22 protein-coding genes are annotated in these 22,975 nt (G+C 66.0%); 19 read left to right on the forward strand and 3 right to left on the reverse strand.

Annotation, left to right across the window (positions count from 1 at the left end):
• The first annotated feature begins 8 nt into the window (after positions 1-8).
• The 15 genes from K6T56_02645 (at position 9) to fliR (ending at position 12,557) form a co-directional block, all read left to right on the forward strand.
• Complete coding sequence (locus K6T56_02645) at positions 9-1,352, forward strand: sigma-54 dependent transcriptional regulator (GenBank protein ID MCL6555243.1); 1,344 nt, start codon at positions 9-11, stop codon at positions 1,350-1,352.
• Positions 1,353-1,434: 82 nt separating this feature from the next.
• Complete coding sequence (gene fliE, locus K6T56_02650) at positions 1,435-1,749, forward strand: flagellar hook-basal body complex protein FliE (GenBank protein ID MCL6555244.1); 315 nt, start codon at positions 1,435-1,437, stop codon at positions 1,747-1,749.
• Between the two features lie 182 nt (positions 1,750-1,931).
• Entirely contained in the window at positions 1,932-3,533 is a 1,602-nt protein-coding gene (gene fliF, locus K6T56_02655) for a flagellar M-ring protein FliF (GenBank protein MCL6555245.1), read from the forward strand.
• Positions 3,530-4,525: a flagellar motor switch protein FliG gene (gene fliG, locus K6T56_02660; GenBank protein ID MCL6555246.1), complete on the forward strand. Its 996-nt coding sequence runs from the start codon at positions 3,530-3,532 to the stop codon at positions 4,523-4,525. Before fliF ends, fliG begins: the two co-directional genes overlap by 4 nt.
• Before the next feature lie 67 nt (positions 4,526-4,592).
• Entirely contained in the window at positions 4,593-5,216 is a 624-nt protein-coding gene (locus tag K6T56_02665; GenBank protein ID MCL6555247.1) for a flagellar assembly protein FliH, read from the forward strand.
• Entirely contained in the window at positions 5,197-6,618 is a 1,422-nt protein-coding gene (gene fliI, locus K6T56_02670; protein MCL6555248.1) for a flagellar protein export ATPase FliI, read from the forward strand. Before K6T56_02665 ends, fliI begins: the two co-directional genes overlap by 20 nt.
• A gap of 4 nt (positions 6,619-6,622) precedes the next feature.
• Complete coding sequence (gene fliJ, locus K6T56_02675; GenBank protein MCL6555249.1) at positions 6,623-7,066, forward strand: flagellar export protein FliJ; 444 nt, start codon at positions 6,623-6,625, stop codon at positions 7,064-7,066.
• Positions 7,067-7,132: 66 nt separating this feature from the next.
• Positions 7,133-8,152, forward strand: coding sequence for a flagellar hook-length control protein FliK (locus K6T56_02680; protein ID MCL6555250.1), 1,020 nt, complete (start codon positions 7,133-7,135; stop codon positions 8,150-8,152).
• 188 nt (positions 8,153-8,340) lie between these two features.
• Entirely contained in the window at positions 8,341-8,850 is a 510-nt protein-coding gene (gene fliL / locus K6T56_02685; protein MCL6555251.1) for a flagellar basal body-associated protein FliL, read from the forward strand.
• 9 nt (positions 8,851-8,859) lie between these two features.
• Complete coding sequence (gene fliM / locus K6T56_02690) at positions 8,860-9,834, forward strand: flagellar motor switch protein FliM (protein MCL6555252.1); 975 nt, start codon at positions 8,860-8,862, stop codon at positions 9,832-9,834.
• A gap of 20 nt (positions 9,835-9,854) precedes the next feature.
• On the forward strand, positions 9,855-10,307 hold the full coding sequence (gene fliN / locus K6T56_02695) for a flagellar motor switch protein FliN (protein MCL6555253.1): 453 nt from the start codon (positions 9,855-9,857) through the stop codon (positions 10,305-10,307).
• Positions 10,304-10,720 carry a flagellar biosynthetic protein FliO gene (gene fliO / locus K6T56_02700; GenBank protein MCL6555254.1) on the forward strand — a complete coding sequence of 139 codons (417 nt, stop codon included), beginning with the start codon at positions 10,304-10,306 and terminating at the stop codon, positions 10,718-10,720. Before fliN ends, fliO begins: the two co-directional genes overlap by 4 nt.
• Positions 10,721-10,725: 5 nt before the next feature.
• Positions 10,726-11,475: a flagellar type III secretion system pore protein FliP gene (gene fliP / locus K6T56_02705; protein ID MCL6555255.1), complete on the forward strand. Its 750-nt coding sequence runs from the start codon at positions 10,726-10,728 to the stop codon at positions 11,473-11,475.
• Positions 11,475-11,744, forward strand: coding sequence for a flagellar biosynthesis protein FliQ (fliQ, locus tag K6T56_02710; GenBank protein ID MCL6555256.1), 270 nt, complete (start codon positions 11,475-11,477; stop codon positions 11,742-11,744). The genes fliP and fliQ overlap by 1 nt, the downstream gene beginning before the upstream one ends.
• Before the next feature lie 21 nt (positions 11,745-11,765).
• Entirely contained in the window at positions 11,766-12,557 is a 792-nt protein-coding gene (fliR, locus tag K6T56_02715; GenBank protein ID MCL6555257.1) for a flagellar biosynthetic protein FliR, read from the forward strand.
• Between the two features lie 100 nt (positions 12,558-12,657).
• On the opposite strand, the gene K6T56_02720 is transcribed toward fliR, so the two are convergent.
• Positions 12,658-13,203: an NUDIX hydrolase gene (locus K6T56_02720; GenBank protein MCL6555258.1), complete on the reverse strand. Its 546-nt coding sequence runs from the start codon at positions 13,201-13,203 to the stop codon at positions 12,658-12,660.
• A gap of 221 nt (positions 13,204-13,424) precedes the next feature.
• Here K6T56_02720 and K6T56_02725 point away from each other — a divergent pair, with 221 nt between their 5' ends.
• Positions 13,425-14,474: an AAA family ATPase gene (locus K6T56_02725; GenBank protein MCL6555259.1), complete on the forward strand. Its 1,050-nt coding sequence runs from the start codon at positions 13,425-13,427 to the stop codon at positions 14,472-14,474.
• 4 nt (positions 14,475-14,478) lie between these two features.
• Entirely contained in the window at positions 14,479-15,789 is a 1,311-nt protein-coding gene (locus tag K6T56_02730) for a VWA-like domain-containing protein (GenBank protein MCL6555260.1), read from the forward strand.
• A gap of 76 nt (positions 15,790-15,865) precedes the next feature.
• On the opposite strand, the gene K6T56_02735 is transcribed toward K6T56_02730, so the two are convergent.
• Positions 15,866-17,428, reverse strand: a complete 1,563-nt coding sequence (locus K6T56_02735; protein MCL6555261.1) for an AAA family ATPase — start codon at positions 17,426-17,428, stop codon at positions 15,866-15,868.
• A gap of 144 nt (positions 17,429-17,572) precedes the next feature.
• Between K6T56_02735 and typA the strand changes: the two genes are divergently transcribed.
• Positions 17,573-19,396: a translational GTPase TypA gene (gene typA, locus K6T56_02740; protein ID MCL6555262.1), complete on the forward strand. Its 1,824-nt coding sequence runs from the start codon at positions 17,573-17,575 to the stop codon at positions 19,394-19,396.
• A gap of 5 nt (positions 19,397-19,401) precedes the next feature.
• Here the strand turns inward: typA and K6T56_02745 are convergent, their stop codons facing one another.
• Positions 19,402-20,658, reverse strand: coding sequence for a PhnD/SsuA/transferrin family substrate-binding protein (locus tag K6T56_02745; protein ID MCL6555263.1), 1,257 nt, complete (start codon positions 20,656-20,658; stop codon positions 19,402-19,404).
• Between the two features lie 95 nt (positions 20,659-20,753).
• Between K6T56_02745 and K6T56_02750 the strand changes: the two genes are divergently transcribed.
• Entirely contained in the window at positions 20,754-22,937 is a 2,184-nt protein-coding gene (locus K6T56_02750) for a bifunctional (p)ppGpp synthetase/guanosine-3',5'-bis(diphosphate) 3'-pyrophosphohydrolase (GenBank protein MCL6555264.1), read from the forward strand.
• Positions 22,938-22,975 lie beyond the last annotated feature (38 nt).

Here is a 22,975-nt window from a genome sequence, read left to right on the forward strand (position 1 = left end):
TTTGAGCCATGCCGCAGCTGCCCATCCTCATCGTTGAAGACGACCGCGACCTGCGGGAGGCCCTCGCCGACACCTTGCGCCTGGCGGGCCACACCGTGCTGGTGGCGGAGGAGGGCGGTATGGCCCTGGAGATCCTGGCGCGGGAGCCGGTGGGACTGGTGGTGTCGGACGTCATGATGCACCCCATGGACGGCCATGCGCTGCTCAAGGCCATCAAGGCCCGCTGGCCGGAAGTGCCGGTGCTCCTCATGACCGCCTACGGCATGATCGAAAAGGCGGTGGAGGCGATGCGCGACGGCGCGGCCAACTATCTCACCAAGCCCTTCGAGGCGGACCGTCTGCTTGCGGAAGTGGCGCGCTATCTCCTCACCGCCCCGGCGGATGCGGATGTGGTGGCGGAAGATGCCATGTCCCGGGAGCTCCTGGCGTTGGCGCGGCGGGTGGCGGCTTCCAATGCCACCGTGCTCATCACCGGTGAATCGGGAACAGGCAAGGAGGTCATGGCCCGCTACCTGCACCGCCACTCCCCGCGCGCCGGCAAACCCTTCGTTGCCATCAACTGCGCCGCCATTCCCGACAACCTTCTGGAGTCCACCCTCTTCGGCTACGAAAAGGGCGCCTTCACCGGTGCCACGAGCAGCCAGCCGGGCAAGTTCGAGCAGGCCGACGGCGGCACCCTGCTCCTCGACGAAATCTCCGAAATGCCCCTGGCCCTGCAGGCGAAGCTGTTGCGGGTGCTGCAGGAAAGAGAGGTGGAACGTGTGGGCGGCAGGGCGCCCATCCCTGTGGATGTGCGTATCATCGCCACCTCCAACCGGGACATGGAGGCGGAGGTGGCCGCGGGCCGTTTCCGTGGTGACCTCTACTATCGCCTGAACGTCTTCCCCCTGCATCTGCCGCCCCTGCGCAGCCGCCGCGAGGACATCGTGCCGCTGGCCCGACACATCCTCGCCCGCCTGGCCGCCCAGGCGGGCCGCCCGGGGTTGGCCTTCAGCGCCCAGGCCGAGCGTGAATTGACGCTCTATCCCTGGCCCGGTAACATCCGGGAGCTAGAAAACGTGATCCAACGGGCACTTATCCTCGCCCCGGGGGGTCTGATCGAAGCGGCCCATCTGCATCTGCCGGCGGCAAAAATTGCCGCTCCGGCAACGCCGGCCCCAACGCCGGAAGCCCCGCCCACCGACATCAAATCCCTCGAGCGCCGGCACATCATGGAGGCGCTGGCGGCGGAGGGGGGCTCCCGCAAACGGGCGGCGGCGCGGCTGGGCATGAGCGAGCGGACGCTGCGCTACAAACTCGCCCGCTACCGGGAGGAGGATGCCGCCGGGGCCGAGGGACAACCCTCCGGCTGAAGGCGGGCTTGGGCACGGAACTTGCATTTTCCTTCCTGAATGGGGAAAGTACCCTCGGAGGAAGACAGGAAAGGACAGCACCATGGATGCCAAGGGAATCGACCAGCTCCTCGGCCAGATGCGGGCGCTGCAGGCGGCGGCGGGGGGGCAAGCGCCGGAGCCGGTGGCGGGCGCGGGCGACTTCGCCGCCTTACTCAAGGCCTCCCTCGAACAGGTGAGCCGGAACCAGGAGGAAGCCTCCAAGCTCGCCCAGGCCTTTCAGCAGGGCGCGCCCAATGTGAGCCTCGAGGATGTGATGATTTCCCTGCAGAAGGCCGATGTCTCCTTCCAGACCATGGTCCAGGTGCGCAACAAGCTGGTGGAGGCCTACCAGCAGATCATGAACCTGCAGGTCTAGAGATATCGATGACGGCAAGCGGCGGGACGGGCGGCACACCGGGGAAAACGACCCCGCGGGTGCCGCCGCCGCCGTTTTTGCATGGGCGCTGGGCCCGGGCGCTAGCCGGGCAGGGGCCGGCAGCTGTCCTCAAATCCCGGCTCCCGGGTGTTCCGGCGGCGCGCCCTGTTGAGGGGTGAAGCATGGCATTGGCGACCCAACCCTCCCTGCTCACACAACTTTCGGGTTTCCGCGAGCTTTCCAACAGCCAGAAGCTGGGCCTGATCCTCGGCGTGGCGGCGATCATCGCCCTCTTGGTGGCCGGCTGGCTGTGGTATCGCACGCCCACCTACCAGGTGTTGTTCTCCAACCTCTCCGAAAAGGACGGGGGGGCTGTCATCGCTGCCTTGCAGCAGATGAACGTGCCCTACAAGACCGAAGGCACGAGCACCATTCTCGTGCCCATGGACCAGGTCTATGAAACGCGCCTGAAACTCGCGTCCCAGGGCCTGCCCAAGGGCAGTGTGGTGGGTTTCGAGCTCATGGAGGGACAGAAGCTGGGGGTAAGCCAGTTCGTCGAACAGGTGAATTACCAGCGGGCGCTGGAAGGGGAGCTCACCCGTTCCATCCAGTCCCTGGCGGCGGTGCAGGGGGCGCGGGTGCATCTGGCCATTCCCCGCCCTTCGGTTTTCCTCCGTGACCAGCAGAAACCCTCCGCCTCCGTGCTCCTTCACCTGGGCGGCGGACGGCGCCTCGATCCTGCCCAGGTGAGCGGCATCGTGCACCTCGTGGCCTCCAGCGTTCCGGAGCTCACCCCGGAAAACGTCACCGTCATCGACCAGAACGGCAACCTGCTCACCGGTCCGGAGACCGCCCTGCGCAAGGCGGGTCTGGATGCAAGCCAGATCGAATACCTGCGCCAGGTAGAGGAGACCTACGCGAGACGCATCGAAGCCATCCTCGCGCCCATCGTCGGGCCGGAGAACGTGCGCGCCCAGGTCACCGCCGAGCTGGATTTCTCCCAGACCGAACAGACGGCGGAAACCTACAAGCCCAACCCCACGCCCCAGGAGGCGGCGGTGCGCAGCCTGCAAAGCCGGGAGAGTGTGGGGGCGGCCACGGGCCCGGCGGGAGTACCGGGGGCCTTGTCCAACCAGCCTCCGGGGGCGGCGAGTGCGCCCATCACCGGCCCGGCGGCCGCCGCGGGCCAGGCGCCGGGGGCGACGGTCCCCACCCAGAAGGAGCAGACCGTCAACTACGAAGTGGACCGCACCATCCGCCACACCAAATTGCCAGCGGGATCGGTCAAGCGGCTGTCCGCCGCAGTGGTGGTGAATTACCGGAAGACGACCACCCGCGACGGCAAGGTGAGCGTGACGCCAATGTCGGCAGCGGAGCTCACCCAGATCAACAACCTGGTCAAGGAGGCCATGGGCTTCAACGCCCAGCGGGGTGACTCGGTGAACGTGGTGAACGCGGCCTTCAACCTGCCGGTGCCGGAGAAGGTGGAAACCCCCTTCTACCAGAATCCCTGGGTGCAGAGTGCGGGCCTGGGGCTTTTGAAATTCCTCGCCATCGCCACCATCATCTGGGTGGTGGTGTTCGTCGTGCTGCGGCCCATCCTGCGCGAGCTCGCCCGCGTGCCGGCGCCGGTCCTGCCGCAGGAGGCACCGGCGGCAGGGGCCGCGCCCGAGGCAGCGGGCACCTATGAACAGAATCTGGCAGCGGCGCGGGAGCTGGCAAGGCAGAACCCCAGCGTGGTGGCCAACGTGGTCCGGGAGTGGGTGGGCAAGGAGGGATCGTGAACGAGGAGGGCATCCAGAAGAGCGCCATTCTGCTGCTCGCCCTCGGCGAAGAGGAGGCGGCCGAGGTGTTCAAATACCTCGGCCCCAAGGAAGTGCAGAAGCTGGGGGCGGCGATGGCCAGCCTTTCCACTGTCAACCGGGAGAAGGTGGAACAGGTGCTGGCGGAGTTCCGCGCCAAGGCGGAGGGGCAGACGGCCCTGGGCGCGGATGCCGCCGCCTACATCAAGAACGTCCTCACCAAGGCCTTGGGCTCCGACCGTGCGGCAAGCCTCATCGACCGCATCCTCCACGGCGGGGACACCAGCGGCATCGAAAGTCTCAAATGGATGGATTCCGCCTCGGTGGCGGAGTTGATCAAGAACGAACACCCGCAGATCATCGCCACCATCCTGGTGCATCTGGAGCGGGACCAGGCGGCGGAAATCCTCGGTCATTTCACCGAGCGCCTGCGCAACGACGTCATTCTGCGCATCGCCACGCTGGACGGCATCCAGCCCACCGCCCTGCGCGATCTCAACGAGGTGCTCACCCGGCTCATCACCTCGCCCAACAACATCAAGAAAAGCAGCCTGGGTGGCTCCCGCACGGCGGCGGAAATCCTCAACTTCATGCCGGGCGCGGCGGAGACCTCGGTGCTGGCCGCGGTGCGCGATTTCGATCCCGAGCTTGCCCAGAAAATCCAGGACGAGATGTTCACCTTCGAGAACATCCTCGATCTCGACGACCGGGCCGTGCAGCTCCTGCTGCGGGAAGTGCAGTCGGAGAGCCTCATCGTCGCCCTCAAGGGGGCAAGCCCCGAGCTGCGGGAGAAAATCTTCAAGAATATGTCCCAGCGGGCGGCGGAAATGCTGCGGGACGACCTGGAAGCCAAAGGGCCGGTACGGGTTTCCGAAGTGGAGGCGGAACAGAAGGAAATCCTCAAGATCGTGCGCCGGCTGGCCGACGAAGGGCAGATCGTCCTCGGCGGCAAGGGCGAGGAAGCCTTCCTCTGACGCCCTTCCCACGGGGCGAGGCCAAGCTCATAATCCGCTCATGCTTGTCCCGGTGGCGCGATAGCTCATGGCTTCCAAACCCATCATCCCCAAGGAACAGCTCACCGCCTACCAGCGCTGGGAGCTCGCTTCCCTCGAGGAAAAGCCCGCCGCTTCCCCGGAAGTACCCGCGGTGCGCCTGCCCACCGCCGAGGAGATCGAACGCATCCACCAGCAGGCCTGGCAGGAGGGCTACACCGCGGGCCTGCGCGAGGGGCGGGCCCAGGGCGAGCACGACGCGCGCCGCATGCACGCGCTGCTGGTTAACTTCCGCGAGGCTTTGGGGCGCTTCGAGGGGGAAATGGCAGAGGAAATCCTGGCGCTCGCCCTGGAGGTGGCCCGCCAGATGGTGCGACGCACCTTGAGCCAGGAGCCGGAGCGGGTGCTGGACGTGGTGCGGGAGGCCATCGAAAGCCTGCCGGAACTCACCGAACATCCGGTGCTGGTGCTGAACCCCGAAGACGCCAACCTGGTGCGCCAGATGCTCGCTTACGAGTACCAGGAATCGGTATGGCGGGTGATCGAGGATCCCCACATGGCGCGCGGCGGTTGCCGCATCGAGACCGCCGAAGGGGAGCTCGACGCAACCGTGGAGACGCGCTGGAAACGCATCGTTTCCGCGCTGGGCAGCGATGCAGACTGGCACGACTGAAGAGAAAGATCTGCTTGAGCATTCGCGCACCTTCCTGCGCGACTGCCGCGAGGTGGTGGCTGCGGTGCGCCCTTGGGCGATGAGTGGCCGCCTCACCCGCGTGGCGGGGCTGGTGATGGAGGCGGTGGGCTTGAAGCTCGCCGTGGGCGCAAGCTGTGTGGTGGAGTTGCCCAACGGCCTCAGCGTGGACGCCGAGGTGGTGGGTTTCGCCGGCGACCGCTTGTTTCTCATGCCTTCCACCGATGTCTACGGGCTGGTGCCGGGGGCGCGGGTGATCCCCGTCGAAGGCCATGTCCTGGCGCGGCCACGGCCGGGCAGTCCCCTCATCCGGCGCCGGCGGGCGGAGGATCGGGCGCGCCAGGTCATGGTGGGGCCGGAGCTCCTCGGACGGGTGGTGGACGGCGCCGGCCGTCCCCTCGATGGACTGGGACCGGTGGAAACCGCCTACCGGGCTCCCCTGCAAAGCCGCCCCTTCAATCCCCTGGCGCGGGCCCCGATCCGGGAGGTGCTGGATACCGGCGTGCGCGCCATCAACGCTCTGCTCACCGTCGGCCGCGGCCAGCGGATGGGGCTGTTTGCCGGCAGCGGGGTGGGCAAAAGCGTGCTTCTCGGCATGATGGCCCGCTATACCAGCGCCGATGTGATCGTTGTCGGCCTCATCGGCGAGCGCGGCCGCGAAGTGAAGGAATTCATCGAAAACATCCTCGGCTACGAGGGCCGCAGCCGCGCCGTGGTGGTGGCTGCGCCTGCCGACACCCCGCCCCTGTTGCGGCTGCACGGCGCTGCCTACGCCACCGCCATTGCCGAATATTTCCGCGATCAGGGCAAACACGTCCTCCTCATCATGGACTCCCTCACCCGCTTTGCCATGGCGCAGCGGGAGATTGCGCTCGCCATCGGCGAGCCGCCGGCCACCAAGGGTTATCCCCCCTCGGTGTTCGCCAAGCTGCCCCAGCTCGTGGAGCGGGCCGGCAACGGCCGCGAAGGAGGCGGCTCCATCACCGCGTTCTATACGGTGCTCACGGAGGGCGACGATCTGCAGGACCCCATTGCCGATGCGGCGCGCGCCATCCTGGACGGGCATGTGGTGCTCTCCCGCAGCCTCGCCGACCAGGGGCATTACCCGGCCATCGATATCGAGGCCTCCATCAGCCGCGCCATGACGGAAATCGTCTCCCCCGAGCAGCTCGCCCTGGTGCGCCGCTTCAAGAACCTCTATTCCCGTTACCAGCGCAGCCGCGATCTCATCAGCGTCGGGGCCTATGTGCGGGGAAGCGACCCCCTCCTCGACGAGGCCATTGCCATGTATCCCAAGCTCGAAAAATTCCTCGTCCAGGACATGCGGGAGCGCGCCAGTTACGGCGACAGCGTGCTGGAGCTGGAACGTCTCCTGGGTACGTGACCCCATGGCCCGCCGCTTCCCCCTGGAATCCCTCCATGCCCTGGCGGCCGACCGCCTGGAGGCGGCCACCCGCAGGCTCGCGGCGCTCAAGCGCCAGTGGCAGGAGGCGGAAGACAAGCTCGCCCAACTGCGCGCCTATGAGCAGGAATACCGCAGCCGCCTGGGCCAGGCGGTGACCGGAGGCATGGACATGGTGCGTATGCGGGACTATCACGCTTTCCTCGCCAGGCTCGAGGTGGCCATCCGGCACCAGCTGGGGGAAGTGGAACGCTGCCGGCAGGCGTGGGAGGCCGGCCAGCGGGCCTGGCTCGAGGAGCGGCGTAAGCTCAAGACCTACGAAGTGCTCCGGGAACGCCACCTCGCGGGCGAACGGCGACGGGAAAACCGCCTGGAGCAGCGGGAACAGGACGAACACGCCCGGCGCCGGGGCGGCCCAGGGGAGCGATAAGCCCCGGCCCCTTGGCACACCGCTTGCTTGATTGGCGGTGTCCCGGCATTCCAAGGAGGCGTTTCCATGTCAGGCCCTGTGGCTTCCCATATCACCGTGGTTCAGGCGGCTGCCGCCTTGCCAGCCGCGCCGCCCGCCGCCCCGACGCAGGGGGCGATGGAGGCAGATTTCCCCCTTCTGCTTGCCCGCCAGCTTGCCGCCGATGCTGCCCCGGTGGCCCTGGGCGCAAGCCCTTTGTCCCCAAGGGCGGAGGAAGGGGAAAAGGCGGAAGCGGAGGAAGGGGTGATGACCGGCCAAGGGGCGGTGCCGGCGGAGTTGCCGCTGCCTGTTGCGCCCCTCCTGCCGCCCGCCCATGCCGCAGCCGACAAGGCGCCGGCGCGCCTCGAGGGGGATTGGGTGAAGGCGGAAGCTTCCCCGTTGGTCGCGCCCGATCCTGCCGGTCTGCCGGCAAAACTTGCCGCCGCCTTGTCCAAGCTGCCGCCGGAGGGGGGCGAGGGCGCCTTGCCCACGTCTTTGGCTGGGGGGGATTCGGCTTCCGGTTTGGCCCTCGTCGCGACGAAGACTCCGGCTTCCCCCCTCGAGGTCCCCGCGCGGGCGGAAGGGCTTCCCCCCTCCATGGCGGCGACAGCCCATGCCGGCGGGCCGGTGCGCCCTGAGATGCCGGCTGCTGCGGCCGTCGCGGCGCCGGTGGGCAGCGCCCAGTGGGGAGCCGAATTCGCCCAGAAGGTGGTGTGGCTTGCCCGCGAGGAGCAGTCCCTTGCCCAGATCCAGGTCACTCCACCGCAACTGGGGCCCATCGAGATTCGCCTGAGCCTCAATCAGGACCAGGCCAGCATGACCTTCGTCTCGCCCCATGCCGCCGTGCGGGAGGCCATCGAGGCGGCGCTGCCCCGCCTGCGGGAGATGTTCGCGGAAAGCGGCCTCACCCTAGGCAACGTGGATGTGGCTGCCCAGTCCTTCGGCGGCCAGCGCCACGGGGAGGACGAGGCGCACCGCGCCGCGCAGTCCGCCCCCGGCCTCATCCCGCTGGGGGGCGCCCTTCCTCCCTGGCGGAAAGGGGAAGGGCTGGTGGATGTCTTCGCCTGAGGCGCTTGCGCGAAAAAACACGCCTTGGACCGCTGGGCTTGTGCGGCCAAAGGGCGAAGCCCCTCATGAGTTTCTGTCCGGAAACTGACAAACTGCCTAAAATCCCCTCGCAAACTACTTGATCCACCGTGGTTTTGCGGTTATAAAGCCTGCAAGGCCGCGGCTGCGGCCGCATTGCGAGGAAGCTCATGGCCCAGGCGAAGAATGCTCCGCCGCCCGCAGAAGCCGGCGAGGCGGCACCAAAGAAAAAAAGCAAACTCCTCCTCATCATCGTCATCGCGCTGGTGCTCGCCGGCGCAGGCGGCGCCGCGTGGTGGTTCCTTGCCGGGGGCAAGGGGGGCAGCCATGAAGGGGAACACAAGCAGGAGGTGGAAAAGCCCCCGGTGTTCACCCGTCTCGACCAGTTCACCGTCAACCTGCAGCGGGGGGCGGACGGTGAGGATCACTATCTGCAGGCGGAGGTGGACTTGCAAGTGGCCAACGAAAAGGTCATCGAGCAGGTCAAACTGCGCATGCCGCAGATCCGCAATGCCACGCTGCTGCTTTTGTCCAGCAAGACCGCCGAAGAGCTCGCACCCGTGGAGGGCAAGCAGAAACTCGCCACGGAGCTGGTCACCCAGATCAACCAGATCCTCGGCGTGAAGGACCCGAAACAGGGGGTGCTGGCCGTGTATTTCAGTGCCTTCGTGATTCAGTGACGAACCTCCATGGCCGAGGAAATCCTCTCCCAAGACGAAGTGGACGCCCTGCTCAAGGGCGTGCTCGGCGAAACCGAGGAGGAAAAGCCGGCCGAGGAAGAGGGCGGCATCCGCCCCTATGACATCGGCAAGCAGGAGCGCATCGTGCGTGGGCGCATGCCCACGCTGGAGATCATCAACGAGCGCTTCGCCCGCAACCTACGCATCGGGCTTTATAACTTCATGCGCCGCAGTGCCGAGATTGCGGTGAGCCCGGTCAAGGTCATGAAATACAGCGAATTCATGCGCAACCTGGTCGTGCCCACCAATCTCAACCTGGTGCGCTTCAAACCGCTGCGGGGTACGGGGCTGTTCATCTTCGATCCCAATCTGGTTTTCCTGGTGGTGGACAACCTCTTTGGCGGCGACGGCCGCTTCCACGTGCGGGTGGAGGGGCGGGATTTCACCCCCACCGAGCAACGCGTCATCCAGCGCATGCTGGAGATGGCGATGAGTGAGTACAGGAAATGCTGGGAGCCCGTCTATCCCGTGGAATTCGAATACGTGCGTTCGGAGATGAACCCCCAGTTCGCCAACGTGGCCACGCCCAGCGAGGTGGTGGTGGTGACCACCTTCAACATCGAACTGGGGGAGGGTGGGGGCGATTTCCACATCTGCACCCCCTATGCCATGATCGAACCCATTCGTGATATTCTGAGCAGCACCATGCAGGGGGAGCGGCTGGAGGTGGACGAGCGCTGGCTGCGCCTCATGACCCGGCAGATTCAGGAGGCGGAGGTGGAGCTGGTGGCCAATCTCGGTTCGGCTTCCGTCACCCTGCGGGACATCCTCAACCTCAAGGTGGGGGATGTGCTCTCCCTCGACGTGCCCGAAGCGGTGCTGGCCGAGGTGGATGGCGTTCCGGTGCTGGAATGCCAGTACGGGGTGCATAACGGCCAGTATGCGCTGAAGGTGAAACGCATCGTGAGCGGCACGGAAAGCTGAGGCTTTCCGGGGAGGCGGCAATGGCAGAAGACGAAGCGAAGAGCGAAATCACTGCGGACGACTGGGCCGCCGCCCTGGCCGAACAGGAAAAGGCAGCAGGCGGCGGGGATGAGTGGGCCGCGGCGCTCGCCGAACAGGCCCAGGCGGAGGCCGCCAAGCCGGCGCAGATGCCTGTGTTCGACAACGTCGGGCCTGCAGCCCAGCCGGCGGCCAACAACCTGGACATGATCCTGGACATCCCGGTGAAGCTCACCGTGGAGCTGGGACGCACCAAAATCTCCATCCGCAATCTGCTGCAGCTTGCCCAGGGCTCCGTGGTGGAGCTGGACGGGCTGGCCGGTGAGCCCATGGATGTGCTGGTCAACGGCTGCCTCATCGCCCAGGGCGAAGTGGTCGTGGTCAACGACAAATTCGGCATTCGTCTCACCGACATCATTACCCCCGCCGAGCGCATCCGCAAACTCCAGCGATGATCCGTTGTCTTGGCGCGCTCGGCCTGGCGCTCGTTGCCACCCCTTTGGCGGCGGCGGAGGCACCAGCCACAGCCGCGGCTGCCGTTTTCCCCGTTTTGCAGATGCTGATCGCCCTGGCCGTGGTGGTCGCCGCCATCCTGGGCACGGCCTGGCTTTTGCGCCGCTTCGGTCCCACCCCCTTGGGCGCCGGTGGGGCCATGCGGGTGCTGGGAGGCGTGGCGGTGGGACCGCGGGAGCGCCTGCTGCTGGTGGAGATTGGCGAAACCTGGCTGGTGGTGGGAGTGGCGCCGGGCCGCGTGAGTGCCGTGCATGCCATGCCGCGCCCGGAAAATGCGGGGGAAGTCGAAGCCACCACGCAGACCTCCCCTTTCGCTCACCGTCTGAAAGCGATGCTGGCCGGGCGCCGCGACTGAATCCCATGCGTTGCCTGAAAGTCCTGCTCGTCTTGGTTGTCCCCTTTCTGTTTGTGGCGGGGGAGGCTTTTGCCCAGGCGGGTCTACCCGCCTTCACCAGCACGCCCGCGCCCGGCGGCGGCCAGACCTACACCCTCAGCGTGCAGACGCTGATCCTCATCGCCTCGCTCACGTTCCTGCCCAGTCTCTTGTTGATGACGACCTCTTTTCTGCGCATCGTCATCGTGCTGTCTTTGCTGCGGCAGGCGATCGGCACCGTGCAGACGCCGCCCAACCAGGTCATCGTCGGCATTGCCCTCTTTCTCACTTTCTTCATCATGGCGCCGGTTTTCGAGCGGATTTATGTGGATGCCTACCAACCCTTCGCCGAAAACCGCCTCTCCTTCGAAGAAGCGGTGCAAAAGGGCGCCGAGCCCCTGAAGCGCTTCATGCTTGCCCAGGTGCGGCAGGAGGATCTCGCCCTCTTCGCCAAGTTGGCCAAGGTGGGACCCATGCCGGGACCGGAGGCGGTGCCGATGAAAATCCTCATTCCCGCTTACGTCACCAGTGAGCTCAAGACTGCGTTCCAGATCGGTTTTCTGGTGTTCATTCCTTTCCTCATCATCGACATGGTGGTGGCCAGTGTGCTCATGTCCATGGGCATGATGATGCTGTCGCCGGTGCTCATTTCCCTGCCCTTCAAGCTCATGCTGTTCGTGCTGGTGGATGGCTGGGGCTTGCTGCTGGCTTCGCTGGTACGGAGTTTCAACCCATGATGACCGCAGATACCGTGATCGCGATTGGCCAGCAGGCACTGGAGGTCACCATCCTGGTGGGCGCGCCCCTGCTTCTTGCGGCGCTGGTCACCGGTCTTCTGGTGAGCATTTTCCAGGCCGCCACCTCCATAAACGAAATGACTTTGTCTTTTATCCCCAAACTCCTCGTCATGTTCGTCGTCATGATCCTCGCCGGGCCGTGGATGCTCCAGATCATGACCGACTACATGACGCGACTGTTTGCCAGCATCCCGGAAATCATCCGTTAACGCCCCGCGCCCCGGCAGAGGATGTTGAGCTTCACCAGCGGCCAACTCGAGGCCTGGATCGCGGCTTTTTTCTGGCCTTTCCTGCGCGTTGCCGCGTTGTTGGTGTCCGAGCCGCTGCTGGGCCATCGCGCCATCCCCCTGCGCGCACGCCTGGCCTTCGCCTTGCTGCTCGCGGTGCTTTTGGCTCCCATGCTGCCGCCGCCACCGGCGGTGGCGCTTGCCTCGGCGCAGGGGTTGCTGATCGCGCTGCAGCAGGTTCTGATCGGGCTCTCCATGGGGTTTGCCATGCGGCTCATGCTGGCGGCGGTGGAGATGGCGGGTTCCATCGCCGGTCTCAGCATGGGTCTGGGTTTTGCGATCTTCTACGATCCCCAGAATTCGGCGCAGGTTCCGGTGCTGGGCCAGTTCACGGGGCTTGTCGCCATTCTGGTTTTCTTCGCCATCGACGGCCACCTGATGGTCATTGCCGCGCTGGTGGAAAGCTTCCGTCTATTGCCCATCTCCACCACGCCCCTTCTGGCCAAGGGGTTCTACGCCCTGGCTGTTGCCGGTGGGCAGGTTTTTGCGCTGGGCGTGCTGTTGTCACTGCCGGTGGTGGCGGCGCTGCTTATCGTCAACGTGGCCATGGGGGTGATGAGCCGGGCCTCGCCCCAGCTCAACCTCTTCGCCGTGGGTTTTCCGTTGACGCTGATTGCTGGCTTTGCCGTGCTGCTCCTGGCTTTGCCGTATTTCGCGCCCCATTTCGTGCGCCTCTACGAGGAGGGGCTTGCGGCGACCATGAAAATCCTGGCTGCCATGGCGCTGCCCCGCTGAGGCAGCGGGCGATTCGCTTCTTCCCCAGCCCAGCGGTGCCTCCCCGATGGGCGCGGTGGACGAGGAGGCGTAAGCCTGTTTCCCCAGGGATGCCGGCTTTTCATGATTTCCGCGGCGCGGGCCCGATGTCGGCCATGTGGAAGCGGAAATGACCCTCCCGGCGGTCCTGGAAATAGGCGCGCAGGGTCGCCTCCACGGTGGCGAAGGCGAGCTTATGCCAGGGCACGTCCTTCTCCTCGAAGAGGGCGACTTCCAGACTTTCCGCGCCGGGCGCAAACTGGAGATCCAGAAGCCGCGCGCGGAACATCAGGTACACCTGGTTGATGTGGGGCAGGTTGTAGAGACTGAAGAGCTCCCCCACCTCTACCCGCGCGTTGGCTTCCTCCAGGGTTTCCCTGGCGGCGCCCTGGGCGGTGGTTTCGCCGTTTTCCATGAAGCCGGCGGGCAGGGTCCACAATCCCTGCCGGGGCTCAATGGCACGCCGGCACAAAAGAATCCGGCCTTCCCATTCCGGAATGGTGCCGACGATCATTTTCGGGTTCTGGTAGTGGATGGTGCCGCAGGCGGGACACACATGCCGCGGCAGGGTGTCACCGGTGGGCACAGTGACGATCACGCGATTGCCACATTGAGTGCAGAAGTTCATGTCAGGGCCCGGCTTGACGCCACGTCACCGTCAGTCGTGCCGGGGCCCTTTTCGTGGCGGAAGTAAGGAGGGCCGGCAAGCCATCGGGGTCCGGCGAGGCGTGCCAGGAACGTTAGCAAAAATCCGGGACAAGGCATAGGGGCTTTCCGCCAGGCACCGGCAATTGCGGTTACAATTTCCCGCCGCCCATCCCGTTGGGTGTGTTCATTGTTGGAGAATCGATGCGTCCCGCCCATATCGCCGCCATCCTCGATCAGGAGTTCAAGGCCACCCTGAGTGGCCAGCATACGCCCGTCATGCTCTGGGGGCCGCCCGGAGTGGGTAAATCACAGATCATCGCCCAGATTGCCAAAAAACACGGCGTGCCCCTGATCGACATCCGTCTGTCGCAGATGGAGCCCACCGATCTGCGGGGCATTCCCTTCCGCAAGGATGACTATGTGGAATGGGCCGTGCCGGCCATGCTGCCGGATGCCAAACGGCACGGGCCCGCAGGCATCCTTTTCCTCGACGAAATCACTTCGGCTCCGCCCACCGTTTCCACCGCCGCCTACCAGCTCATTCTCGACCGGCGCCTGGGCGAGTACATGATCCCCGACGGTTGGGCCATTTTCGCTGCCGGCAACCGGCAGGGCGACCGCGGGGTGACCTATACCATGCCGGCGCCGCTTGCCAACCGCTTCACCCACTACGAGGTGGAGGCGCATCTCGATGACTGGGTGGCCTGGGCCCATGCCAATGACATCGATGCGCGCATCATCGCCTTCCTACGCTTCCGGCCGGACCTGCTGTTCCGTTTCGATCCGGCCCACAATCCCATCGCGTTTCCTTCACCCCGTTCCTGGGAGTTTGCCCACCGGGCGGTGAAGAAATTCGGTGACATGCCCGAGCTGCTGCGCGACACGCTGGAAGCCTGTGTCGGGCCGGTGGCGGGCGTCGAGGTGAAGGCCTTCATCGACAGCATGGATCAGTTGCCGGACATCGATGCCATCGTCAACGGCGAGGAAAGCCATGTGCCCAACGGCATCGATTTGCAATACGGCGTGGCTGCGGCGCTGGTGCGCCGCGCCGTGCTGGCCAAGGGCACGCCGGAGTTCAACCGCATTCTGGGCAACGTGCTCCGCTATGCGCGCCGCTTCCCCCAGCGGGAAATGGGGGTGATGCTGGTCACCGACCTGCACCGGGCGGTGGGCAAGCCGCTGTTTGCCGTGCCCGAATTCGCCGAATGGGCAAACAGTATCACCGACCTGATGCTCTACGACCACCACTAGCGCCATGAATCCCGCCAGCGAGCCCGCCGACGACCTGGAAGCGCTGCAGACCAAACTGTCTGCCGCGCGCACCCGGCTCATTCTGGAAAAGCCCTTCCTGGGGGCGCTGGTCATGCACCTGGAGCTCAAGGCCGTGGATCCTTCGGTGTGCCGCTCCACGGGCACCGACGCGCGGTATTTCTACTACAACCCCAGCTTCATCCGGCATCTGTCGCTGGCGCAGACCCAGTTCATGCTGGCCCACGAGGCCATGCATTGTGCGCTCGCCCATTTCGCCCGCCGGCAGCACCGGGAGATCAGACGCTGGGATGTGGCCTGCGACCATGCGGTGAATCTGATTCTGTGGGAGGAGGGACTCAAGCCCCCACCCGGGGTGCTCATGAATCCCGAATACCATGGTCTCACCGCGGAGGAGATCTATCCCCTCATCCCCCCCGATCCCAACGAGGAAACCATCGACAGCCACCTCTATGATCGGGAATCCGGCAGCGGCTCGCAAAAGCGGCCGGATCGCTCCTCCGCCGCAGACCGGGGCGAGGCGGAGGAAGAGGCGGGCGCAGGGCCGGGACAGGCGGCAGGTGAAAAGCCGCCGCCGCAGTCCCGCCAGGGCGCATCACCAGGGCAGGCGGCGCGCCAGCAGAACCAGGCGGGAAGCGAGCCGGAGATCGAGGGCCTGAGCGAGACGGAAAAAGAGGAACTCGCTCGGCAATGGCAACAGCGTCTGGCCGCCGCCGCCCAGCAGGCGGCGATGGCGGGCAAGCTTTCGCGAAGCCTGATGCGCATGGTGGATGATCTGCTGCAGCCGCAACTGCCGTGGCGCATGCTCCTTGCGCGTTATCTGAAAACCGCGGCCCGCGACGACTACAGCTTCCAGCGGCCCTCCCGCCGCGAAGGGGAGGCCATCCTGCCTAGCCTCGCCTCCAGCATGATCGATGTGGTGGTCGTGCTGGATACCAGCGGCTCCATCGACGACGAGGAGCTGCGGGAATTCCTCTCCGAAGTGGACGTGATCAAGGGCCAGATTCGGGCCCGGGTGCTGTTGCACGCCTGCGATGACAAGCTGTGCGAAAACGGCCCCTGGGTTTACGAAGTCTGGGAGCCGCTTGAGCTGCCCCGCAACCTCACGGGCGGCGGCGGCACGGATTTCCGCCCGGTGTTTCAGTGGCTGGAGCAAAACCAGCTTCGCCCCGACGTGCTCGTCTATTTCACCGACGCTGAAGGCGAGTTCCCCAAAACTGAACCGCCATATCCCGTCATCTGGCTGGTGAAGGGCAAGGCCCCGGTGCCCTGGGGCCAGCGCATCCAGCTGAACTGACCCTGCCCCGGTCAATCCCGCAGCGCTTTGCCACACCCACTTCGCAGGTGAGAAAACCGCGGCGGGGCCCGCCGACTCACGCCGGTCTTGCCCGGGCCGTGATCTCGGCGAGCAGTGTCGGGATGTCCCAGGCGCCATCCGTGGCAAGATGCACCACGGCTTCGTCCTCCCCCGGTGGCTGCCGCCATTGGCGTTGCAGGGCGAGGACGCGCAAGTCCGCTTCCGCGGCGTCGGTGCCGGCGGCATGGCGGGCGGCCACCCGCTGTTCGAGGACCTCGGGCGCCGCCTCGCAGGCGAGCAAGACCACGGGATGACCGCCCGCGGCGGCGCGTGCCCCATCGCGCTCCGCCCGTTTGAGATAGGTGGCGTCCAGGATGCAGGAAAACCCCGCCGCCAGGATGCCGGCGGCGAGTTCATGCAACCGCGCATAGGTGCGCTGGGTGGCTTCCGGCGTGTAAATGTCAAGGCCCTGGCTTCGCGCCAGGGGGGCAAGCCCAAACAGCCGTTTGCGTTCCACGTCGGAGCGGACGCGGATGGCGGGGAGCTGCGCCGCGAGTTGCGCCGCTACCGTGCTCTTGCCGGACCCGGACAGGCCGTGCATGACGATGAGTAGCGGTGGCCTGGGCTGGGAAAACCGCCGCGCCAGGTCCATGTAGTGGGCATAGGTCTGCCAGGCGCTCCACCGCCCCCCATCGCTGCTCGCCTGGGCGGCGGCAAAGGCCGCCACCTTGGCGCGCACCACGGCGCGAAAGACCAGGTAATAGCGCAGCACGGCAAGACCGGCGTAGTCGCCGGTTTCCTCCAGATAGACATTGAGGAAGCGCCACGCCAGTTCCGGGTGGCCGTGGCTTTCCAGGTCCATGACCAGGAAGGCCGCTTCGCTCATGACGTCGATCCAGCGGAAGGATTCGTTGAACTCGATGCAGTCGAAGAGGCGGATCCGGCCGTCGATCACCACCATGTTGCCGGTGTGCATGTCGCCGTGGCATTCCCGCACGAAACCCTGGGCCTTGCGTTGGGCAAAGGCGGAAGCGAGGCGCATGAGCTCCCGCTGCGTCCAGTGGGCGAGCCCATTGAGCTCCTGCCGCTCGCGATCGGTGACGAGAAGCGGCTGAATCTGTTCGAAGTTCTGCCGCGCCTGGGCGGCGATCAGATCGAAACCGCCCCAGGGGGTGTCCGGCCCGGCGATAGCGAACTGGGCGTGGAGCCCCGCCACATCCCGCGCCAGCGCCTCGATCTGCCGGGTGGAAAGCGCCCCGCGCGCCATGACTTCCGGCAGCAGCGCCCCCGGGGGGAAGCGCCGCATCCGGACGGCGTATTCGATCACCGGGCCCGATCCACCGAGCTGCGGGTCTTCATGGCGGCCGGTGATGGGCACCACGTCGAGGTAGAGGTCGGGCGAAAAGCGGCGGTTTAACCGCAGCTCCTCCTCGCAATAATGCTTGCGCGCGGCCAGGGTGGTGAAGTCGAGGAAGCCCAGGTCATAGGGCTTCTTGATCTTGTAGGCAAAGTCGCCGGCAAGCAGCACACTGGAGACGTGGGTCTCCACCACCTCCACCCGGTCCACCGGATGGGGATAACAACGGGGATCGCACAGGGCCTGCACCAGAATCCGGTGCAATGTTGCGGCGTCCGGCATGGCGCGCCTCACGGGAAGAGGCTGGCATTCTGGCACCCGTCCCGTCCGGGGTCAATGCAGGGAATCTGCGCTGGCCGCGACGGGACTTCTGCCCGGCCGTGCTAGAATCACGCCCCTTTCTTTGCCGAAAGTCAGGTCTATACCATGTCCCGCGCCCTTCGCAACATCGCCATCATCGCCCACGTCGATCACGGCAAGACCACGCTCGTGGACAAGCTGCTGCAACAGGCGGGCATCTTTGCCGCCCATCAGCAGGTGGGCGAGCGGGTCCTGGACAGCAACGACCTGGAACGGGAACGCGGCATCACCATCCTTGCCAAGAACGTGGCCATCGAATACCAAAGTGTGCACATCAACATCGTCGATACCCCGGGCCATGCCGATTTCGGCGGCGAGGTGGAGCGGGTGCTGGGCATGGTGGATGGCGTGCTGCTGCTGGTGGATGCGGTGGAAGGGCCCATGCCGCAGACCCGTTTCGTGACCAGGAAGGCGCTGGCTTTGGGTCTTACACCCATCGTCGTCGTCAACAAGGTGGACCGGCCGGGTGCCCGTCCGGACTGGGTGGTCAACCAGACCTTCGATCTCTTTGACCGGCTTGGCGCCACTGAGGCGCAGCTCGATTTCCCCGTGGTCTATGCCTCCGCCCTGCATGGCCAGGCCACCCTCGATTCTCGCCGGCCTTCGTCCGACATGCGGCCGCTTCTGGAGACGGTGCTGCAACACGTGCCACCACCGGGCGGTGATCGCGACGCACCCCTGCAACTGCAAATCGCCGCCCTTTCCTATTCCAATTACGTCGGCCGCATCGGTGTCGGGCGCATCAACAACGGACGGCTGCGTCCGGGACAACAGGTGGCTCTGGTGGCAGGTCCCGGGGGTGTGGCGAAACCGGGGCGCGTCAACCAGGTGTTTTGCTTCCGCGGCCTGGAGCGGGTGCCGGTGGAGGAGGCAGAGGCCGGCGACATCGTGCTCGTCACCGGGCTGGAGGAGATTGGCATTGGCCTCACCATCACCGATCGCGAAACGCCGCGGCCGCTGCCCCTGCTGCAAGTGGACGAGCCGACGCTCACCATGACCTTTCAGGTCAACACCTCACCCCTGGCGGGCAGCGAGGGCAGATTCGTTACCAGCCGGCAGATCCGGGAGCGGCTGCACAAAGAGCTGCTCACCAATGTCGCGCTGCGGGTGGAGGACAGCGCCGATGCCGATGTCTTCCTCGTTTCCGGGCGGGGGGAGCTGCATCTGACCATCCTCCTCGAGACCATGCGCCGCGAGGGCTATGAACTGGCCGTGGGCAAGCCACGGGCGGTGATGAAGGAAATCGACGGCGTCAAATGCGAGCCCTATGAGCTCGTGACCCTCGACGTGGAGGAGGCGCACCAGGGGGCGGTGATGGAGGAGCTGGGACGGCGGCGTGGCGATCTCGTGGAAATGCAGCCCGATGGCAATGGCCGCGTGCGGCTGGAATACCGGATTCCCGTGCGGGGTCTCATCGGTTTCCAGGCCGAATTCATGACGCTCACGCGCGGCACCGGCATCATGGCCCACGTCTTCGACGAATACGGGCCGGTGAAGGGGGACATCCCGGGCCGCCGCAACGGGGTGCTCATCAGCCAGGAAAACGGCGAAGCGGTTGCCTATGCCCTGTGGAATCTGGAAGACCGCGGCCGCTTGTTTGTGAGCCCCGGTGACAAGCTCTACGAGGGCATGATCATCGGCATTCACAACCGCGACAACGACCTGGTGGTGAATCCGATCAAAGGCAAGAAACTCACCAACATCCGCGCTTCCGGCAACGATGAGGCGGTGCGTCTCACCCCACCCATCCGGCTCACCCTGGAGGCGGCGGTGGAATTCATCGAGGACGACGAACTGGTGGAAATCACGCCCCAGTCCATCCGCCTGCGCAAGCGGCATCTCAAGGAACACGAACGCCGGCGTGCGGCGCGGCTGGAAAACGTCGCCTGAACGCCTTACTGACCATTGCCCGGCCGGCGCATGCCGGCTTCCAGCTTCTGCATGGCCTTGAGCAGTTGGGCGGTGCGCCGCGCCACGCGGGCTTCCAGCTCTTCGTTGATTCTTTCCAGCTCTGCGGTGCGCTCCGCCACCTTGAGCTCAAGCTCGTCGCGGGCTTTTTTCAGCGCCTCCTCGAATTGGCGGCGTTGTTCGATCTCCGCCTCGAGATGCCGTTGCACCGCCCGCAGCCGGCGGTTGACGCGCAGGGTGTAGAGATAGGCGGCGGCAAGCACGAGGAGCACGAGGCCAAGCCCGGCAAGCAAGCCCTGGTTCTGCTTGAGCAGCCGGGCGTAATCCGTTTTGCCGTTGCGGCTGTAGGGGCCGACGGAAAGCTCCCGCATGAGCTCATGGACGGCGTGATAGTCGAGGGGGACCGTCCATTCCGAATAGCCGGCCGCCTGCGCTGCGGGGTCGTCGGGCGGCATTTTGAGCAGGGCAATGGCCACCTGCTGGGCGAGCGCGTCCGGGGTGTGGCGCAGAACGGCGAAGGCCCAGTCCGGATAGAGCTCGGTGCTCAACAGGTAGGGGAAGTCTTCCACCTGGCGGGGGTTGAGGATACGCAACTCCCGCAGGTTGATGCGGCCGGCGGCGGCGAGGCTTTCCAGCACACCCGTGCGCACCGTGCCGGCGTCGGTGCGGCCGTCGCGCACGGCATAGACGATCTGGTCCTGGGGAAAGCCGGAGAAGGTGAGTTCCCGCAGGTCACGCTCCGGTTCGATGCCCTGGCGTTTGAGCTCCCGCCAGGCCAGCCACCAGCCGCCGAAGGCATTGGGGTGCACGGCCATGAAGCGTTTGCCCCGCAGGTCAGCCAGGGTGCGGATGTCCTTGCGGTCGGCGCGGGTGAAAATGACGGCGCCGAAGCGGCTCAGGCCGCCGTGGGGGGTGGGGCTTTTCAGGGTGGCGATGCGGGTGATGCCATAGAGATATTCCAGCTCCGCGTAGGAGCCCGGGTTGGTGAGGACGAATTCCACCTCCCGGTATTCCACCGCGGGACCGATGTCATCGTTGGTGAGGGGCACGATGACGAAGGTGAAACCGGGAATCTGCCGCGTCAGGTAGTGGGCGGTGGGCGTCCAGTCACGGATGGCTTCCTCCTTGCCGCGGTGGGCAAGCACCCCGATGCGCACCAGGCGATCGGCGGCAAACGCCTGGGTTGCCGCGAGCCAGGCGCTGACAAGGAAAAACACGAAGAGGGGCAGGCAGCGGCGGAACATGGGGGGCTTTGCACCGGTCTCACCGGCCGAGTCTAGCACAGCCCCTTGCGCCCTTCTGGGATAATCCCATCATGGTTTCCACGGCTCGAAGACCCTTGCCCGGCCCGCTTTCCTCGCCGGAAGCGTGGCTTGCCGCCCACGGTTACGAAGGGGCGGGGCGGGAGGTGCTGGCCACGGCCTTCGCGCTGGCGCGGCAGGCTTACGCTGAGGCCGAGGGCGGCGAGACTTTCCAGCATGCCCTGGCGGTGGCCGATGTGATTGCGGCGCTGCAGCTCGACCACCAGGCGGTGGCGGCGGCCCTGCTCGCTCCGGCGCTGGAAAGGGGTCTTGTGGCGCCGGAGGTCATCGGCGAGCAACTGGGTCGTGACATCCTGCGCCTCGTCGAGGGGGTGAGCCGCATGGGCCAGGTGCACCGTGCTGGCATGGACCTCACGGTGAAAGAGGGCGGGCAGGCTGCCGCAAGCCAGGCCGAAGCGCTGCGCAAGATGCTGCTGGCCATGGCGGAGGACATCCGCGTCGTCCTCATCATCCTCGCCGAACAGGTACAACTTTTGCGGGAGCTGGTCAAAAGCGAGCACCCTTCCCGCCTCCGGCTGGCGCGGGAGGCGCAGGAGATTTTCGCGCCGCTCGCCAACCGTCTTGGCATCTGGCAGCTCAAGTGGGAACTGGAAGACCTCGCCCTGCGCATCCTGGAGCCGGAGCTCTACCGGCGTCTTGCGCGGCTGCTGGATGAGCGGCGGCTCGACCGCGAGCAATACATCGCCCGCGTCATCGACATCCTGCGGGAGGAGCTGGCCCGTGCCGGCATTGCCGCGGAAGTCACCGGCCGTCCCAAGCACATCTACAGCATCTGGCGCAAGATGAAGCTTAAAAATCTCGATTTCGAACAGGTGTACGACGTGCGGGCAGTGCGGGTGCTGGTCAACGACGTCAAGGACTGCTACGCCGTGCTCGGCGTCGTGCACGGCCTGTGGCAGCCCATTCCCGGCGAATTTGACGATTACATCGCCCACCCCAAGGCCAACGACTACCGTTCCCTGCACACCGCGGTGATCGGTCCCGAGGGCAAGGCGCTGGAGGTGCAGATTCGCACCCACGAAATGCACCGCCATGCGGAGTACGGGGTCGCCGCTCACTGGCGTTACAAGGAAGGCAGCCGACCCAGCCAGGGCTTCGACGAAAAGATCGCGTGGCTGCGCCAACTCCTGGCCTGGCGGGACGAGGTGGCCGCCAGCGGCGGTGATGCGGGCGAATGGGTGGAGCAGTTCAAGACAGAGCTGTTCCGGGACCGGGTCTATGTGCTCACCCCGCAGGGGAAGGTGATCGACCTTCCCCAGGGCGCCACGCCCCTCGATTTCGCCTACGCCGTGCACACCGAGCTGGGGCATCGCTGTCGTGGCGCCAAGGTGGATGGCCAAATCGTGCCCCTCAACTACAAACTCAGAAACGCGCAGCGGGTGGAAATCCTCACCATTAGACAGGGCGGGCCTTCCCGCGACTGGCTGTCGGCGGACTACCTCGTCACGGCGCGGGCGCGGGCCAAGGTGCGCCAGTGGTTCAACGCGCAAAACCACGAGGCGCACGTCGCCCAGGGCAGGGAGGTGCTGGAACGGGAGCTCACCCGGCTTGGGGTTGGCGGGATCAACCAGGAGAAACTTGCGCAGAAGTTCGGTCATTCCCGCCTGGAGGATTTTCTCGCCGCCCTGGGGCGTGGCGATTACCGGCAAATCCAGGTGGAGCAGGCCATCCGCAGTCTCACCGAGGCCCCGCAGCGGGAAAGCCCGCCGCTTGCGCGTCGGCAGCCGGCAAGGCGCGGCGGAAGCGATGTCCTCATCGAAGGTGTGGGCAACCTCCCCGTGACTTACGGCAAATGCTGCCGGCCGGTGCCGCCGGATCCCATCGTCGCCTATCTTACGCGGGCGCGGGGAGCCGTCGTGCATCGCCAGGACTGCCCCAACGTGCGCCGTCTCGAAGGCCGGGACAACGGCCGGCTGCTCGCGGCGAGCTGGGATACCGGGGCGGATACGCTGCACGCGGTGGAGCTTCTGGTGCGGGGCAGCGACCGCCCGGGTCTTTTGCGCGATGTGCTGGCGGCGCTCGCCGCGCAAAAGATCAACCCCTTGGGGGTGAACGCGGTGAGTGGGGGCGGCCTCACCGATCTGCGGCTCACGGTGGAAGTGCGCGATCTGGAGCAATTGCAGCGCCTGCTGGCCGTGCTGGCCGGGGTGCGCGGCGTGCGCGTGGCGCGGCGCAGCCTGCAGGGCGAGGGCATGGCCTAACGCCGCCCGCGCCGGTGGAACTTCCCTTAAACCGCGCC

It is taken from the genome of Burkholderiales bacterium, from assembly GCA_023511995.1.
GTDB lineage: Bacteria > Pseudomonadota > Gammaproteobacteria > Burkholderiales > Thiobacteraceae > Thiobacter.